This window comes from Candidatus Cyanaurora vandensis, assembly GCF_013285555.1.
GTDB classification, from domain to species: domain Bacteria; phylum Cyanobacteriota; class Cyanobacteriia; order Gloeobacterales; family Anthocerotibacteraceae; genus Cyanaurora; species Cyanaurora vandensis.
This window is the reverse complement of sequence record NZ_JAAXLT010000092.1, coordinates 41,829-56,960: the sequence shown is the minus strand read 5'-3', so window position 1 is coordinate 56,960 and position 15,132 is coordinate 41,829. Positions and strand designations below refer to the sequence as shown.

Annotated in this window: 15 protein-coding genes; 6 read left to right on the top strand and 9 right to left on the bottom strand. The window is 55.1% G+C overall.

Annotated elements, in window-relative coordinates:
- Positions 1-16: 16 nt before the first annotated feature.
- Positions 17-154 carry a hypothetical protein gene (locus HFM78_RS06080; protein ID WP_287128533.1) on the bottom strand — a complete coding sequence of 46 codons (138 nt, stop codon included), beginning with the start codon at positions 152-154 and terminating at the stop codon, positions 17-19.
- 366 nt (positions 155-520) lie between these two features.
- On the opposite strand from HFM78_RS06080, the gene HFM78_RS06075 reads away from it, so the two are divergent.
- Positions 521-844 (top strand): hypothetical protein, encoded by a 324-nt coding sequence (locus HFM78_RS06075; protein ID WP_287128532.1) that lies wholly within the window; start codon positions 521-523, stop codon positions 842-844.
- Positions 845-848: 4 nt separating this feature from the next.
- Here HFM78_RS06075 and HFM78_RS06070 read toward each other — a convergent pair whose 3' ends face one another.
- Genes HFM78_RS06070 through HFM78_RS06060 form a run of 3 tightly spaced genes read right to left on the bottom strand, consistent with a single transcriptional unit; the run spans position 849 to position 5,372 of the window.
- Positions 849-2,081: a type II secretion system F family protein gene (locus HFM78_RS06070; RefSeq protein ID WP_287128531.1), complete on the bottom strand. Its 1,233-nt coding sequence runs from the start codon at positions 2,079-2,081 to the stop codon at positions 849-851.
- Positions 2,082-2,110: 29 nt separating this feature from the next.
- Positions 2,111-3,268: a type IV pilus twitching motility protein PilT gene (locus tag HFM78_RS06065; protein WP_396032919.1), complete on the bottom strand. Its 1,158-nt coding sequence runs from the start codon at positions 3,266-3,268 to the stop codon at positions 2,111-2,113.
- 19 nt (positions 3,269-3,287) lie between these two features.
- A complete protein-coding gene (locus tag HFM78_RS06060) occupies positions 3,288-5,372 on the bottom strand; it encodes a GspE/PulE family protein (RefSeq protein WP_287128529.1) in 2,085 nt (694 codons plus the stop codon).
- Positions 5,373-5,616: 244 nt separating this feature from the next.
- On the opposite strand from HFM78_RS06060, the gene HFM78_RS06055 reads away from it, so the two are divergent.
- The 3 genes from HFM78_RS06055 (at position 5,617) to HFM78_RS06045 (ending at position 8,059) form a co-directional block, all read left to right on the top strand.
- Entirely contained in the window at positions 5,617-6,384 is a 768-nt protein-coding gene (locus tag HFM78_RS06055; RefSeq protein ID WP_287128528.1) for an RNA polymerase sigma factor SigF, read from the top strand.
- Between the two features lie 45 nt (positions 6,385-6,429).
- Entirely contained in the window at positions 6,430-7,152 is a 723-nt protein-coding gene (locus tag HFM78_RS06050) for a PIG-L deacetylase family protein (RefSeq protein ID WP_287128567.1), read from the top strand.
- A gap of 184 nt (positions 7,153-7,336) precedes the next feature.
- Complete coding sequence (locus HFM78_RS06045) at positions 7,337-8,059, top strand: class I SAM-dependent methyltransferase (RefSeq protein ID WP_287128527.1); 723 nt, start codon at positions 7,337-7,339, stop codon at positions 8,057-8,059.
- 110 nt (positions 8,060-8,169) lie between these two features.
- Here HFM78_RS06045 and HFM78_RS06040 read toward each other — a convergent pair whose 3' ends face one another.
- Positions 8,170-8,565: a DUF2267 domain-containing protein gene (locus tag HFM78_RS06040; RefSeq protein ID WP_287128526.1), complete on the bottom strand. Its 396-nt coding sequence runs from the start codon at positions 8,563-8,565 to the stop codon at positions 8,170-8,172.
- 58 nt (positions 8,566-8,623) lie between these two features.
- Positions 8,624-9,688, bottom strand: coding sequence for a spore photoproduct lyase family protein (locus HFM78_RS06035; RefSeq protein WP_287128525.1), 1,065 nt, complete (start codon positions 9,686-9,688; stop codon positions 8,624-8,626).
- A 174-nt stretch (positions 9,689-9,862) separates the two neighbouring features.
- Here HFM78_RS06035 and HFM78_RS06030 point away from each other — a divergent pair, with 174 nt between their 5' ends.
- Positions 9,863-10,684: a YihY/virulence factor BrkB family protein gene (locus HFM78_RS06030; RefSeq protein WP_287128524.1), complete on the top strand. Its 822-nt coding sequence runs from the start codon at positions 9,863-9,865 to the stop codon at positions 10,682-10,684.
- A gap of 13 nt (positions 10,685-10,697) precedes the next feature.
- Here HFM78_RS06030 and HFM78_RS06025 read toward each other — a convergent pair whose 3' ends face one another.
- Positions 10,698-11,864 (bottom strand): bifunctional oligoribonuclease/PAP phosphatase NrnA, encoded by a 1,167-nt coding sequence (locus HFM78_RS06025; protein ID WP_287128523.1) that lies wholly within the window; start codon positions 11,862-11,864, stop codon positions 10,698-10,700.
- Positions 11,865-12,032: 168 nt separating this feature from the next.
- Complete coding sequence (locus tag HFM78_RS06020; protein WP_287128522.1) at positions 12,033-12,785, bottom strand: DUF2993 domain-containing protein; 753 nt, start codon at positions 12,783-12,785, stop codon at positions 12,033-12,035.
- Between the two features lie 164 nt (positions 12,786-12,949).
- On the opposite strand from HFM78_RS06020, the gene HFM78_RS06015 reads away from it, so the two are divergent.
- A complete protein-coding gene (locus HFM78_RS06015) occupies positions 12,950-13,825 on the top strand; it encodes an alpha/beta fold hydrolase (protein WP_287128521.1) in 876 nt (291 codons plus the stop codon).
- On the opposite strand, the gene prfA is transcribed toward HFM78_RS06015, so the two are convergent.
- On the bottom strand, positions 13,822-14,913 hold the full coding sequence (prfA, locus tag HFM78_RS06010) for a peptide chain release factor 1 (protein WP_287128520.1): 1,092 nt from the start codon (positions 14,911-14,913) through the stop codon (positions 13,822-13,824). The genes HFM78_RS06015 and prfA overlap by 4 nt on opposite strands.
- Positions 14,914-15,132: the final 219 nt, after the last annotated feature.

The window sequence follows — 15,132 nt, the reverse complement described above, 5'->3', positions numbered from 1 at the left end:
GAACTCTCGTGAGGGTTTACTCCTCAGTGGTACCGTGGGCGGAGCCATTGCCCGTGTACTGGCTGGTGTTATAAAACCCTTCCTTGGTCGCGAAATAAAACAAGGTGGGAATAAACAAAACCGTGAGCAGCAGAATGACTTGTTTCGTGAGCATGGACTTGCTTGGTGGGATACTTTCAGTAAAGCACATCCCTTCATTCTGAGATATTAAAGTATCCTGAGGACTGAAACCCAGTCAGCATCAGACAATCAGCCGCCGCCAAGGAATTCTCCTTAAGTTTTTTAGTCTAGGGTCTACCCCAAAAACTGGCCTCCAACCCCAGCCGGAAGATAATCGCAGGACTTGACCATCCACAGTGTTAAATAATTCATGACGGGTATCCCTAGGGGGTAGGCCGTTGTATCAACTCAACTGTCCAGCCATAGCTAGCCCTTATCTAAATAGCATAACTGATCATCCCGGAGGCGACGCCCAGCGTATACTACAATGCATATTACGAAATTCCACAGGAGCCGCTACATGACCGTCAGCCCAAGGACCCCGACTACTGAGATGGAAGTCACTAGCATCCGCCTCGAACGCGGACTCAAAGAAAGACTCAAGGAGCTTTCTAATAACCAGGGCTATCAGGCATTGATCCGAGACATCCTATGGGAATACGTACGGCAGCGGTCGAATTTAGCTCCCTTGGGTTTAGCGGATATTCGGGTGAGTATCCCGGCGGTGGCCCAACAGGAACAACGTTGTGCCCTGACAGGCCGCTTATTGCGCCCCCAAGAGCTGATCCTACTAGGACTGACGACCCAGGGCGAACTCGTGCCCTTCAGTCGGGATCTGGAGTAATTGCCTAACGCACTTGGTCAAAGATGGTGAACATAGGCAGGTACATTGAAAGGATGACGGAGCCGACCATCCCGCCGAGGACGACAATCATGATCGGTTCGAGCAGACTGGTCAGGGCCTTGACGGAGAGCTCCACTTCCATCTCGTAGTATTCCGCCACTTTAAACAGCATGGTGTCGAGCTCCCCGGTCTCCTCGCCGACGCTCATCATCTGGGTCGCCATGGGCGGGAAGACCTGTTCTTTTTGAATAGTGACGGCAATCTGACCGCCCTCACGGATCGCAGCGCGGGCCTTATCCACAGCGTTAGCGATGACTTGGTTGCCAGAGGTGTCACGGACGATCTCTAGGGAGGTCAAAATCGGTACCCCCGAGCGGGTCAAAGCTCCAAAAGTCCGACAGAAACGAGCCACGGACGACTTCTGAATCAGGTCCCCGAAGAGCGGGATTTTGAGTTTGATCCGGTCAATGACCTCACGACCCGCCCGTGTCTTGTAAATGTAGCGGTAGCCAAAAATCGTCCCGCCACCAATCACAAAAAGTAAAATCCAGCCCACTACCGATTGCAGCGCGTCACTGATCCCCAGCATGAAGAGCGTGAAAGCAGGCAATTCGCCGCCCAACTGCTTAAAGATCCCCCGGAATACTGGCAGGATAAAGGTCACCATCGCCAAGAACAAGCCCACCGCCAAAAATAGCACCGTGGTCGGGTAGGACAGGGCAGCTTTGATTTGGCGGTTGAGGCGGTCCTGGTCTTCTAGGAGTTTACTCAGTCGCTCAAGGACCTCATCGAGACAACCCCCCACTTCTCCGGCTTGGACCATGGCGACGTAGAGATTATCAAAAGCCTTGGGGTGTTTACGCATTGCATCAGCCAGGGAACTACCCTGCTCGACATCCAAGCGGATGCGTTCGATAAATTTTGCCATCTGGACGTTCTTGGTCTGTTCCTGGAGGACCGAGAGGGCACGGACAAGGTTTACCCCCGCGTTGATCAAGGCCGAGAACTGACGCGAGAAAATTGACTTGTCACGGATTTTAATCGGGGTCAAGGCGTTGTTGATACTAGTCAGGTCAAAGTCCCGGCTCAGTAACCCGCCCTTGACTTCCTGGATCTGGAGGACGTAATAGCCCTGTTCGCGTAGGCTACTCCTGAGGACTGTCGCATCGCGGGCCTCGACGGTCTTCTCGACGGCAACACCTTGGACATTGCGGACTTTGTACTTGAACTGAGCCATGGGGGAGAACCTCGTTGGGTTAGGGGGAGTTAAGGACGGCGACCGGGGACAATGGTTTGAGCGGTGCGGGCGGGACCCGTAGGCGGAATACCCGGTTTAGCGGCTGGAGGACCGCCAATCATCCGCAACAACTCCTCAGGGCGGGAAGTCTTGGTCATGGCTTGGTCGAAACTGATGCTGTCATTGAGATATAGGTCGCGCAGGGCCATCTCCATCGTCCGCATTGAGTACTGGCCTCCGGTCTGGATCGCTGAATACATTTGGGCAGTTTTTCCCTCGCGGATCAAGTTGGCGATGGCCGGAGTGACAATCATGATCTCTTGGGCCAGACAACGCGAACCCACACCGGGCTTGGGGTCCTTGCGAGCGACCAAAGTTTGCGAGAAGACCGCCACCAGCGAGCTTGAGAGTTGGACACGGATCTGCTGTTGCTGGATCGGCGGGAATACATCCACCATCCGGTCTACGGTCTGGGCGGCACTGCTGGTGTGGAGCGTACCAAAGACTAAGTGGCCCGTCTCCGCTGCGGTAATCGCTAGTTGGATGGTCTCTAGGTCACGCATCTCCCCCACCAAGATCACATCGGGGTCCTCGCGCATGGCGGCGCGTAGGGCATTGGCGAAACTCTTGGTGTCCTCCCCGATTTGTCGCTGGTTAATGAAAGACTTAACAGGCTTATAGATGTACTCAATCGGGTCCTCTACGGTGATGATATGTTCAGCTTTAGTCGTGTTGATGTAGTCCATCATCGCGGCGAGGGTCGTCGTCTTCCCCGAACCTGTTGGTCCCGTCACCAGTACTAGACCCCGGGGCTTATCAGCAATCTCTCGCATAATGGGCGGCAGGTTTAGCTGCTCCATCGTCGGAATTTTACTGCTCAAGGAGCGCAGGGCGGCGGCGTAGGAGCCTTTATCCTTGTAGACATTGACTCGAAACCGCCCTAGACCGACGACGCCGTAGGAACAGTCCAGTTCCCAGTTCTGTTCCAGGTGTTTGCGCTGGTTATTGTTGAGCATCGAGAAGATCATGCGCTGGGTATCTTCAGCGGAGAGGGAATCTTTGCCGAGGTAGTTTAGTTTCCCGCCCGCCCGGATACAGGGAGGCAACCCGGCGGCGATGTGCAGGTCTGAACCACTGCGGTCTACTACTTCTTGCAACAGGTCTTCAATCATCAAAGTCGTCGTCATCATCGCTCCAGGGTGAGGTTCAGGTTTTGATCCTAGGGGTCGTGCAATAGGGACAGTCAATCCACTCGGGGTGTAACTCCGCCTCACAGGTCCGGCAGACCAGGACCCGGCGTTTGCCCGCCTCCAGCCCTGAATCTGACAGCGTGACGCGCTCCACTTCCTCCAAGGTGGTCTGACCCCGGCGGACTAGGTTCAAGGAATACATCAACAGGGTGTTCATGCCCTCTTCGACTGCCGTTTCCCGTAAGAGTTCCGTATCAGCCTCCCGGTTAATCATGTCGCGCAGCTTGTTCGTCACGCGCATCACCTCGTAGACCCCAATCCGGCCCTTGTAACCCACCCCATTACAAGTGCCACAAATCGGTTCATTTTTTTGACGGCGTTCCTCGACCTGCTGGGGGCTAAAGGTGCGGGCCCGGTGGAAGATCACTTCGCTTTCACGGGCTGAGACCAACCCAAACTGGCGTAAACGATCGGGGTCGGGGTTGTAGGACTCTTTGCACTCCGCGCAGACCTTCCGCATCAACCGCTGGGCCACAATCCCAATCAAGGAACTGGAGACCATGAAGGGCTCTACGCCCATCTCCGACAGGCGAACAATCGCCCCAGGCGCGTCGTTGGTGTGTAGGGTCGTCAAGACTAAGTGCCCGGTGAGGGCCGCTTCCACCGCACATTTTGCCGTCTCTAGGTCACGGGTCTCCCCCACTAGCATGATGTCTGGATCTTGGCGCAAAAAGGCCCGCAGGATGCGTGCAAAGTCCATGCCCTTATCGCGGATGACCTGGACCTGGGAGATTCCCGCTAGCGTGTATTCAATCGGGTCCTCCGCTGTGGTGATGTTGACGCCTGGCTCGTTGCGCTCCGCTAGAGCCGAGTAGAGGGTCGTCGTCTTCCCAGAGCCCGTCGGTCCCGTGACCAGGATCAGTCCATAGGGTTTGGCGACCATATCACGCACAATCGCCAGGGTATCGGGGTCCGTAATCAGTTGGTCTAGCCCCAGCTTGGTTGAGGAGTTATCCAGCAGGCGCAGGACAATCTTTTCGCCATACCGAGAGGGCAGAGTACTCACGCGAAAGTCAATCGTCCGGTTCTGGTAAACCCGGCGGATACGTCCGTCTTGAGGTTGCCGACGTTCCGCGATATTCAAATCAGACATGATCTTGAAGCGCGAGACTAGGGCGGGAATAATTTTTTTCGGGAGTCGGCCCATCCCCTGAGGGGCTTCACGCAGCACTCCATCCTTACGAAAACGAATCCGCAGTTCTTCTTCCTGAGGCTCAATGTGAATATCAGAAACCTTCTGCTCGATAGCCCTGAGCAAAATTGAGTTGGAGAGTTTGACAATCGGCGCGTCTTCCGCTGCCCGAGCCACTTCCGCGAGGTCCTGGGTTGACTCATCCGCGCTTTCTAAAAGCGTCTCATCATTAAGCCCCTCGATATACTCCACGACTTCCTGGGCGGACTCGGGCAGGACTTCGGTGGGGAGGTCCACGGCTTGGGAGTCCAGACACTTAGCCAGGAAAACTTGGTAGTCCTCTGGGGTAATGGCAATGCGTTGGAGGGTCAGACTCCGGCTCTTGACCCGGCGGTTGAGGTCGTCTAGGGCTTCAAGGTTCTCCGGGTCCACCATTGCCACAATCATTGTGGACTCGACCTGCTGGATGGGCAAGAGCCGATAACGAGTACACAACTCCAGAGGCATCCCCAAGTCACTCAACAGGTGGCGCACCTGCTGGGTATCAAAGAGGGAGCGGTCCTGCTGCACATCCACGGACTCAATCCCGTAGAGCAACTGGAGCTCCATAAGTTGCTGTTCTTTGTATTCCTGCACTAGTTCAGGCGGCAGGGAGTTCCCCGTCAACTCCTCTAAAATCTCTACTAAGGAGCGAGCATGGCGTTCATGGGTGTTCTTGCGTTCTTCCAGGGCCTTCTGGTAAACCTCATCCGTAACAACACTCAAGCGGACCAGTTTTTCGCGAAAAGGCGTGACGGCGGAACGGGTTGCCAGCGACCGACGAGTGCCGGAGAGCGCGGGTAATCCACCGGGGGTACGTCCGGTGTCACCACGCGCTGGGACTGGGGCGGGTAGGTTGTTATTGTTCATGCCGACACATGCCTATTTTCTCCCTATGATGCCCCGTTTGGAGCTAAACCTCTATCGGTGATTCCGGGGACTCTCCTAGTAGTTTCGCTGTTACAGCTCAAATGGTTCAAAAAGTGGGTCCGTAATATCACAACATCTTTATAAATACCCCTTGTGACTGATTCTTTAATTGGACATCATGATGATCAAGCGAGACTAAGTCAGGGCTTGGTTAAGTACACATTGAACACGGGGGGAGAGGATCATGGTGTATGCCCAAGGTGAGAAAGTTGAAAGTCTAGAACTGCTTCAAGCTTATCGCGAAAAGCCCTCGGTTCGCCTACGGAACGAACTAGTCCGGCGCAATGTGGGCCTAGTCCGCAAAGTAGCCCACCAAGTCTCCCGCCGCTGTGGTGAACCCTATGAAGATCTAGTTCAAGTGGGATGTTTGGGCCTAATCCGAGCAGTCGAACGCTTCGATGTAAGCCGGGGCCATTCTTTTAGTTCCTTCGCAGTCCCCTACATCCGGGGCGAGATGCAGCATTATTTACGCGACCGCAGTTCAGCCGTCCGTATCCCCCGTCGGCTCCAGGAATTAGCCCGTCGCGGTCGTCGCGCCGGTCAAGAAGCGACCCAGGCATTGGGCCGGACTCCCGGTGAAAAAGAACTAGCGGACCTACTGGAGATCTCTTTTGAAGAGTGGCGACAGGTGAAGCTGGCGCGTTCCAACCGCCTCCCCCTCAGTCTAGATGCCCCGGTGAATCTTCAGGAAGACGCGACTTTCTGTCTAGGCGACCTCCTCCCCGACTATTCTTACCAGAGTTTTTGTCTCGCTGAAGAAGACCGTTTACGGCTACAACAGGCCCTCACCCACCTTGAGGATTCCACCCGGCAGATTATCGAGTTTGTCTTTTTCCAGGACTTGACCCAAACCGAGACCGCCCGTCGCCTGGGTCTCTCGCCCATGACCGTCTCGCGCCGCATCACTAAGGGCCTACGCGAACTGTGGGGCGTACTCAATAGTCCCGTGTAGTATTCGTCCTAATAATGAGTGCAGTTTTCGGTACCGCCCGTGTTGATGATCCCTGACCTACTGGAGTCGCGCCGTGTCCTCTGTATCCAACCCCACCCAGATGATGCGGACATTGGAGCCGGCGGGACCTTGGCACGGTTGGTGGAGCGGGGGGCTGAGGTCATCTATTTGACTGTGACCGATGGGACCGCTGGCAGTGATGACCCGGACCAAGACCCCAATCAATTGAAATTATTACGCCGTGGGGAACAGCAAAAAGCACTCGATGTCCTTGGTGTCCCCGCTGAATTAGTTTGGTTAGATTATCAAGACGGCTATCTCAGTCCTAGCCTGACCCTCCGCGATACATTAATCAACTACATCCGTCAGTACCAACCAGACCTAGTGTTGACCGTGGACCCTTGGTTGCCCTACGAAGCCCACAACGACCATCCCGTAACGGGCCTGATGGCAGCCCAAGCGGTTATGTTCGCTAGTACGCCCCGGATCGCGCCCTCTAGCCTACCGCCGCACCGCGTCTGCGCCATCGGTTTCTTCTTCAGTGCGCGGCCCAATACCACGGTGGACGTGAGCACAGTTTGGGAACAGAAGCTCCAAGCGATCCAATGTCACCACAGTCAGTTCGGGTCACAGTGGGCTGAGTACAAAGATTTTTTTGATACTCAAGCGCGGAGTTGGGGTGGACCTCAGGGCTATGCACGGGCTGAAGTCTTCAAAGTATTGACACCCCTACATTTACACTGCTTCCCCAATGCCGAGTCTAGTTAGGGAATTCGGGAAAAATAGGGGAACGCTATACCAGGGAAGACCCGAAAATAGGGGGGAACCCCTTTTTCAGCCCGGCAAGGAGATCACGGGTTCCCCTTGATTAAAGTGTACCAACTCCAAGTGTCAGTTGTGCATCGCTTGATTTTGTCTCTGGTGCGATCTTTTGCCCGGATAAAATAAAAATATGAAGAACACGCTGCCCTATCTATTGCTGTTGACCCTGGGCTTAAACTCCTGTGCCCAAGCTCCCCTAGCGCAGACCACCAATACCACTTACGAAGAGCGGACGCTCCACGACCCCGACGGAATTGGTAAATTTTACATGGGCCGCGAGATTGCCAACGTTATGGGCTTTGACGGTGCGGCTTGGCTGGAGCGGCCCAGCCGTGAAGTGACCGAGCAACCCGACCGTGTTGTCCAGAGCTTGGGCCTCAAACCCGATGCTGTCGTTGCCGATATTGGTGCAGGTACAGGCTACTTCAGTTTTCGACTCAGCCCCCTAGTCCCCCAAGGCCGGGTCCTCGCCGTGGATGTCCAACCCGAAATGGTCCGCGTCCTGACTGGGTTGGCCCAAGACCGCAAGATTACCAATGTCCAAGCTGTCCTCGGCACCATCACCGACCCCAAACTCCCCGAACCCGTGGACCTAGTTTTGATGGTGGATACCTACCACGAGTTCTCCTACCCCAAAGAGATGATGTCCGCCATCGTCAAATCCCTCAAACCGGGTGGACGGGTCGTTCTCATCGAATACCGTGCTGAAGACGCCAATGTCCCCATCAAGCCCGTCCACAAAATGACCCAACAGCAAGTCCGCCTAGAACTAACTGCCGCCGGACTAGTCTGGCAGGAAACCAAAGACTTTTTACCCTACCAACACTTGATGATCTTCATTAAAGCTTCCTAACAGGCCCCTCCGCCCCATACCCTACTGGGCACAGGCGTGGTGGGGGACCAAGGCATAAGAGGCCCCCCTTAGCCCCTCTTGAAAAGGGGGATTTAGGGAGATCTCTCGTTTTAACGCACAGGAGCTTTAAAAAGAGCCTCATACTCAGCCGGGAACTGGGCACGGACCCCGCGCATCAGGCCCTCTGTCACCGCCTCCGTCAAAACCTCAATGACGATTTGAGCATGATGTTGGGCCTTCTCAAGGTCAACTTGTTCACGGTCACGGACCCGCCCATAAAACTCAGTGAGCGAAAACCGTTCCCCACGCGCCTCAGCCCGCTCCCCCGGGTCATGGTGGAGATATTGGGAGATCTCCAAAGGCAGTTGGGAGGCGAGATTGTGCGGCTCACGCCCCGCCATGTGTTCACTCAAAGTCTCCAGGACCGCCTGAACCGCGTAGACTGCCTCTTGATGGTCCAAATCTGCCCGCCGCCGCACCTGAGCTAGGAATTCATCGTATTTCATCGGTCATCCATCGCGACTTTTTCACCCTAGCGGTGGCAAGGCGGCAGCTACGTCACCCCTAAGTCCAATACAAGACTTGAGCTTTGGGAAAACGGCGGGCAATTTCAGTCTCGAAATAGCAACGCAATTCACGCATCACGTCTTTTGGATAGACGTACTTGAGTCCACCGAACTTATTACGCTTGGTAGTCCGGGTCGTCTCATCTAGGTCTAGGGTCGTCTGGGGATACCAACTCTGGAGGACCTCCTTAGAGCCGGGGGTAAAACGGTGAGAAATCAGTTCAAAAGTCAGGTCACAATCAAAATCTAGGCTCTGGGCCACAAGGTCCAATAGCTCCCCGTAGTGAGTAGGCCAGTCAGGACCGGGCATAATCGGGGCAATTACCAGCCCTACCGGATACCCCCCACCGCCCTGAGCCGGGGATAAAGCCAGACGGCGTAAAGCATTTAGTCGAGCGGGGACCGACGCAGTGCCGCCCTCATATTGACGAGAGATGGTCAGGGCATTGACACTCATACGGCAGCGAGTCCGCCCGTTGTGGGGGAGGTCCAATAAATCTGCCACTGCATCGAACTTCGAGACCCAACGTAAATGACCATCCGGGCGCGTCCCAAAGTAACGGATACATTCGGCAAGACTCCCCGTCAGATGCTCAATCCCCAGGGGATCGGTGTAACAACTGACCTCAAAACTGGTCCCTTGTCCGGGTCGTTCGTAACTTTTGAGGTTTTCTAGGAGCTGGGGCAAGTTGGCGTAAGCCCGGATCACCGGCGGTCCCGACAAACTTCCAGCGAGATAACAGTATTGACAATGGGCAGGGCAACCCTGGGCTAAGTGAAACTGCCAATCAGCCGAGGGCGGGATCGGACTGAGTTTGAAGTCACCGGGCGGAGCCGTCACCACCGCCAGGGTCCGCTTGGCTTGGCGGTAGGTAGCTTGGTCGTCGTCACCTTGTAAGCCTGTAAGCCGATTACGAGGAAGTTCGACCACGGGGATATGGAGTTGCTGGACCCGTTTGAGGATACGTTGGCCCCCGGGCTCAGCGAGAGCCGCCGGGGTAAAAAGAGCTTGTTGCGGTTGCCAGAGCATAGGCCGCGTCGGGGCCGGAATAAAGGTAGCCATAGGACTCCAATGGGTACAACCCAGCAGCAGGAATTGAATTGGGTAAGATTATTGGCGGATTGGGAGGCTCATCCCCACGCTTCATCTATTGTAACAAATATAAGTTTTCAACCCAGGATAGACGTGCTTAGGGTTCAGACCACTTTAGATAAGAGGATAAGTACGGGGTGCCTGATGGAGTCTCTGGTAATTGCGTTCCGGCGGGCGGTGGATGACCGTCTACCCAACTTAGCGGCGGAGATGGCTTTTAACTTGATGTTGGCACTGCTGCCGACAATGCTAGTCCTCGTGACGGCGATTGGGCTGTTTGGTGGGTCGGCTGGGGAGACCTTCGAGTGGTTGATCACTAACCTGGGCCGTTTTGTGCCCCAAGAAGTTATGGAAATCCTGCGTGCCCCCCTGCGTCAAGTAGCTTACAGCGAGGAAGGAAATCTATTCTCCCTGAGTCTGCTGGGTAGTATCTTTGCTGCTTCCGGGGCGGTGGTGACGGCGATGGAGTCCTTAGATATCACCCATGAAGTCCCGCCCAACGAACGGCGGCCCTTTTGGTTGCTCCGGTTGGTGGCAGTTGCCCTGTTGTTCGGGACGGTTTTACTGGTAGTGGCGGCCTGTTTGACGTTATTCCTGGGGAGTGCTGTGCTGACCTGGGTGAGTAATCGTCTCCCAGAGAGCACCTTATTACTGACTTTATGGGAGGGGTTACAATGGCCCTTAGCGTTACTTTTAATTATTGGTGCCTGTGCCCTGCTCTATCGTTTCGGCCCGACCCGGCGTGACCCGGCAACTCCACTCTGGCCCGGTGCCCTCCTTGCCAGTGTCTTGTGGTTGGGTGTTTCAGCAGTGTTCAAGTTCTATATCCAGAACTTCAGCGATTACAACCAGACCTACGGCAGCATTGGGGCAGCGATTATCCTACTCCTGTGGCTACAACTCAGTGCCGCCGCTCTTCTATTCGGAGAACAGTTTAACCGGGCTTTGCTAAGGAAGGGTGCCTAGCTGAAACAGGGCGTCAGTAACTAAATAGACTGCTTTTTTCAGCGTTACTCTTGTTCTTTTTATTATCCATGTCGGGCTGGATGAATCGAGCGAGTTTCTGCTTGATCTGCAACTCGTATACTTGCCACTTATGCAAGCTATATTCACTGTCCTCAATCGAACCTGTCAAGAACCCAATTGGGATCTCAAATCCCCCAGCCCGTTGCCTACCCCCGCCGAAATACCTTCCTTGAGCATCCTGTCCTAGAGTTTGTTTGAGGAATTCATCGGGATCGAGGGTCAACTTATTGGTCCGCAGTGAACCTGTTAGCACCTCACGCTCGTCCTCCCCGCTAATGATCCCAAAGACTAAGGCGGTATGGACATTCTCCTCTGTCAACAGAAAATCCGCCGCTTGGGGAATCGCATCACGGTCGGTGTAGGCCAGATAACCAACGCCAGCGACAGAGAAACTATTGATCACTTCACGGTTTGCCAAGGCTCGTTCAATGACTTCCATCACCTGGCGTGAACGAGAAGTTTGAAGGATGGTTTGTAGTAGTTTGTTGTCATAAAATCGACTTAGGTAGGCGGCGGCAAGAAAATCATCCTCATTAGCTGAGAGTAAATTTAAAGTCTCCGAACGAATCCCGTGCATCAAGGCAGTGGCAACTTTAATATGTTCAGCGTGCTGGTTGTTGAGGGTGACAAGCCCGCCACTGAGGAGATACTGGGTAATCATCGTGGCGGTGGCTCCCTGTTGCGGGCGGATATCTACAAATTCTGCCGTTAAATCTTCCTGGGGTTGATGGTGGTCCACAATCGCCACGAGAGGAATTTTAGCCTGTTGAATTGTAGATAAGCCCTGACAAGTCGTGCCCTGACTATCGAGTAGGACAGCACCTTGGTAGTTCCCCAACTGGCCCTGGACTTTTTGCCAACGCTGGAGCGGGAGGTTGGTGAGTTTGACCAAGGCCACGTTCTCCTGATGGCTCAAAGCTCCGGCGTAAACAATATCCACAGTGATCTCAAAAGGCTGGCAGATCAATCGCCAAGCCCAGGCCGCTGAGAGTGCATCCGGGTCCGGGAAGTCCTGCAATAAGACGAGATGTCGTTGGTGACGACGTTGGGCGAGCACCTCCCCCAATTGCTCCCAGCCGGGCTTGGTACTGTAGCCATTCACTGGTTCCGCCTGATTCACCCGTCTGCTCCCTAATGACTACCCCAGTGGGTCCTGCTTTTATTTTAACGTTCGGGCCGGGACAGTGTACTCAGCCCCATTTCAGGCTGAAGATAGTCCACGCCGGTAGTGCGGCAGCAGAGGCTAGTAGCCGAGTCGTTTTAGCCGGTTAGGGCGTAATTTATCCGCTTAGGTCTCAAGTCGGAAGCTCCCTTCAAGGAAAAGGAGGCCAGATTGGATCTCAATGCGTCGGGCTTCCATTTCGGAGCCTAGATTGATGGTGAGGCCAGCCAAGGCGGGGATAGAGACCTGTTCGCCGGAACTCAGGAGTCGGGGGTTTACCAAGCGCAATTGTCTGGGGGAGACCAGTTCTATGCCCGTGGTCAGTTGGGTCCGCGTCGGTTCACCCTGGTTGACGCGCAGGGTGGCCATGAGCACGAAACGGCCCGGTTCGAGACGGGCATCGGGTTGGCGGATCTCTAGAGGGACGGATTGCCCCGTGCCACCGAGGGTAGCGGGTAATGGCACGGAGAGGTCCCGGATCTGTTCTTGGAAACCAGGAGAGTCGAGATAGGCATTCACGTCCTGTTGGGTCAGGCGTAAGCTGAGGTCAGTGCGCACGGGCTGCAATAACTTGAGGCCCTCGCCGCGCAAGGCTCCGGCAGTGTTAAGGGCAATATTGGTACCGCTTAGATTCACTTGGCTCGCGGAGATGCCTTTGTAGAGGACGTTGCGTCCGTTAAAAGTGATGCCTTGAATCCGTCCGTTGGCAATCTCACGGTCGGGACCGCGCACAGTCACGCGCAGGTCCTCGACCTGTTGGACCTGAGAGCGCACCCAGATCTCTAGTACAGGACTAAGCAGATTGTTAAAAATCTGAGCAGTCGCGGGGGCACTCCCCAGACAGACCAGCAATAAAGCCAAGGCCGGACGGATGGACACGGATAAATCCAAAGCACATCTTATCCAAGATGGCCTAAACCCCTAGATGTTCCCTAGTCCCTTGGATGAAGAACCACTGCTGCTAGTTCCTCCCCAAGAGCAAGGCACTAACCCGAGCCCGTCCTTAGATTTAAGACAGATTAAGTTCAATTACAAGACGGTCAATGGCTCTAACCTTACCTCGCCCCACGGTTACACCAGCCCAAAACTGGACTTGGCAGGGTCATCACATCCACTATCTACAAGCGGGCTTGGAGCACTCAGGTACGCCTATCCTGCTTATCCATGGCTGTGGCGTGTCCAGCAGTCACTGGCAAAAAAATATTACCGAACTCGCCCTTCACCGCCCGGTCTTTGCCCTAGACCTCCTGGGTTTTGGACGCTCGGCTAAGCCTAACTTGGTCTACAACGGCGAATTATGGCGCGACCAACTCCGGGAATTTTGTGAGCAAATAATTGGTGGGCCAGCAGTAGTAGTGGGCCATTCTCTGGGTGGGTATGCAGCTTTAATTCTGGCGGCGGATTACCCGGAGTGGGTAGAGGGCTTGGTGCTAGTCAACAGTGCGGGTTTTTTTGCTGAGGACTACTGCCCGGACTCCTGGAAACAGTTCTTTGCTCAGATTGGGAAAAATATGTGCCGTCATCCCGTGGTGAGTCGGCTACTGTTCCACCTGATGCGCCAACCTTCATTTATCCGGCGGACCCTACTCAAGGTCTACCATGATCCCAGTGCGGTGACCGAACAACTAGTTGAGGATATCCATCGCCCTTCCTGTGAACCGGGGGCTTTTCAGGTCTTTCGCTCGGCCTTCCAGGCAGACCCGAGCCGTTATGCCGATGCGCTTTTGGCCCAACTGCGGCGGCCCCTTTTATTGCTCTGGGGTGAATGGGACCCCCTGCTGGCTCTCAGTCGCGGTGAGCAGTTCCGCACGGCCTATCCCCAGGCGCAACTCTTTACAATCCCAGCCGGTCATTGCCCCCACGATGAACGCCCAGAGTTAGTGAACCGCTACTTACTAGAGTGGTTACCCCGAGTCTAGTTACGGGACTGGGCCAGGGCATCAAGTTGGAGCTTCTGGTCGGCAGCGATACAGGACTGGATCAATTCCTCAATATCGCCTTCCATAACCGGAGTGAGGGAGAAGTTCTGACCTAGACGGTGTTCCGTCAGTCGGTTGTCCTTGTAGTTGTAGGTGCGGATCTTCTCGGAGCGGTCCCCGGAGCCGACTTGTGAGCGACGCAGGGAAGATACCTCTTCCTGTTGGGCCCGGAGTTTCATCTCGTAGAGTTTCGCCCGTAGGATCTGCATCGCCCGTTCTTTGTTCTGCAACTGGGAACGTTCTTCGGTGCAGTGGATGTGTAAGCCGGTCGGTTTGTGGACTAAGTGGACGGCGGTTTCTACTTTGTTGACGTTCTGGCCCCCGGCCCCACCGGAACGCGCCGTGGTGATCTCGATGTCGTTGGGGTTAATCGTCACGTCCACGGCTTCCACTTCTGGCATGATTGCAACCGTGGCGGTGGAGGTGTGGACCCGGCCCTGGGTCTCGGTGACGGGCACCCGTTGGACGCGGTGGACCCCGGACTCAAACTTCAGGCGCGAGTAGACCCGTGCTCCTTTGATCTCCACGATGACTTCTTTGAAGCCGCCCATTTCCGCTAAGGACTCACTGACGAGTTTGACTTGCCAGCCCAAGCGGTCAGCATAACGGGTGTACATCCTGAGCAGGTCGCCCACAAAAATCGCCGCCTCATCGCCGCCCGTCCCGGCTCGGACTTCAAGCATGATGTTCTTTTCGTCGTTGGGGTCCTGGGGCAACAAGAGGAGGGTAAGGTCCTGTTCTAGCTGACGAATCTTAGCTCCGAGGTCGGTAATCTCCATTTCGGCAAGTTCGCGCAGGTCGGTGTCGTTCTCATCGCGCAGCACCGATTGGGCACCCTTGAGTTCTTCTTGGTACTGCGCCCAGAGGTCATACTTATCCACCAGGGTCTCTAGGTCCGCCCGTGCTTTGGCGACGCGATAGGACTCTTTGGGGTCTTCGAGGACGCTGGGGTCGGTCAATTTTTGGGTCAGTTCTTCGTAGGTCTGCTTGATATTGGTCAGCTTGGCAATCATCAACGGGTCAGCCATGGTCCACCTCCCTAGGGTTATTGGTTATCAAAAGTCAGGGCTGCTAGTGGAAAGGCAGGAGGGGCGACACAGCGCGGTTCCTAGGCGACATCCATTAGCGTAGCGCAAAAGCCACCCCCCAGCCCCCTCCCCCGCAAGCAGGGTAGGAGGAGCAAGAATAAGAACTTTAGCTGTCACTGACCACTCCTTACTAACCACGGTCTATCTTGACTCCCTACT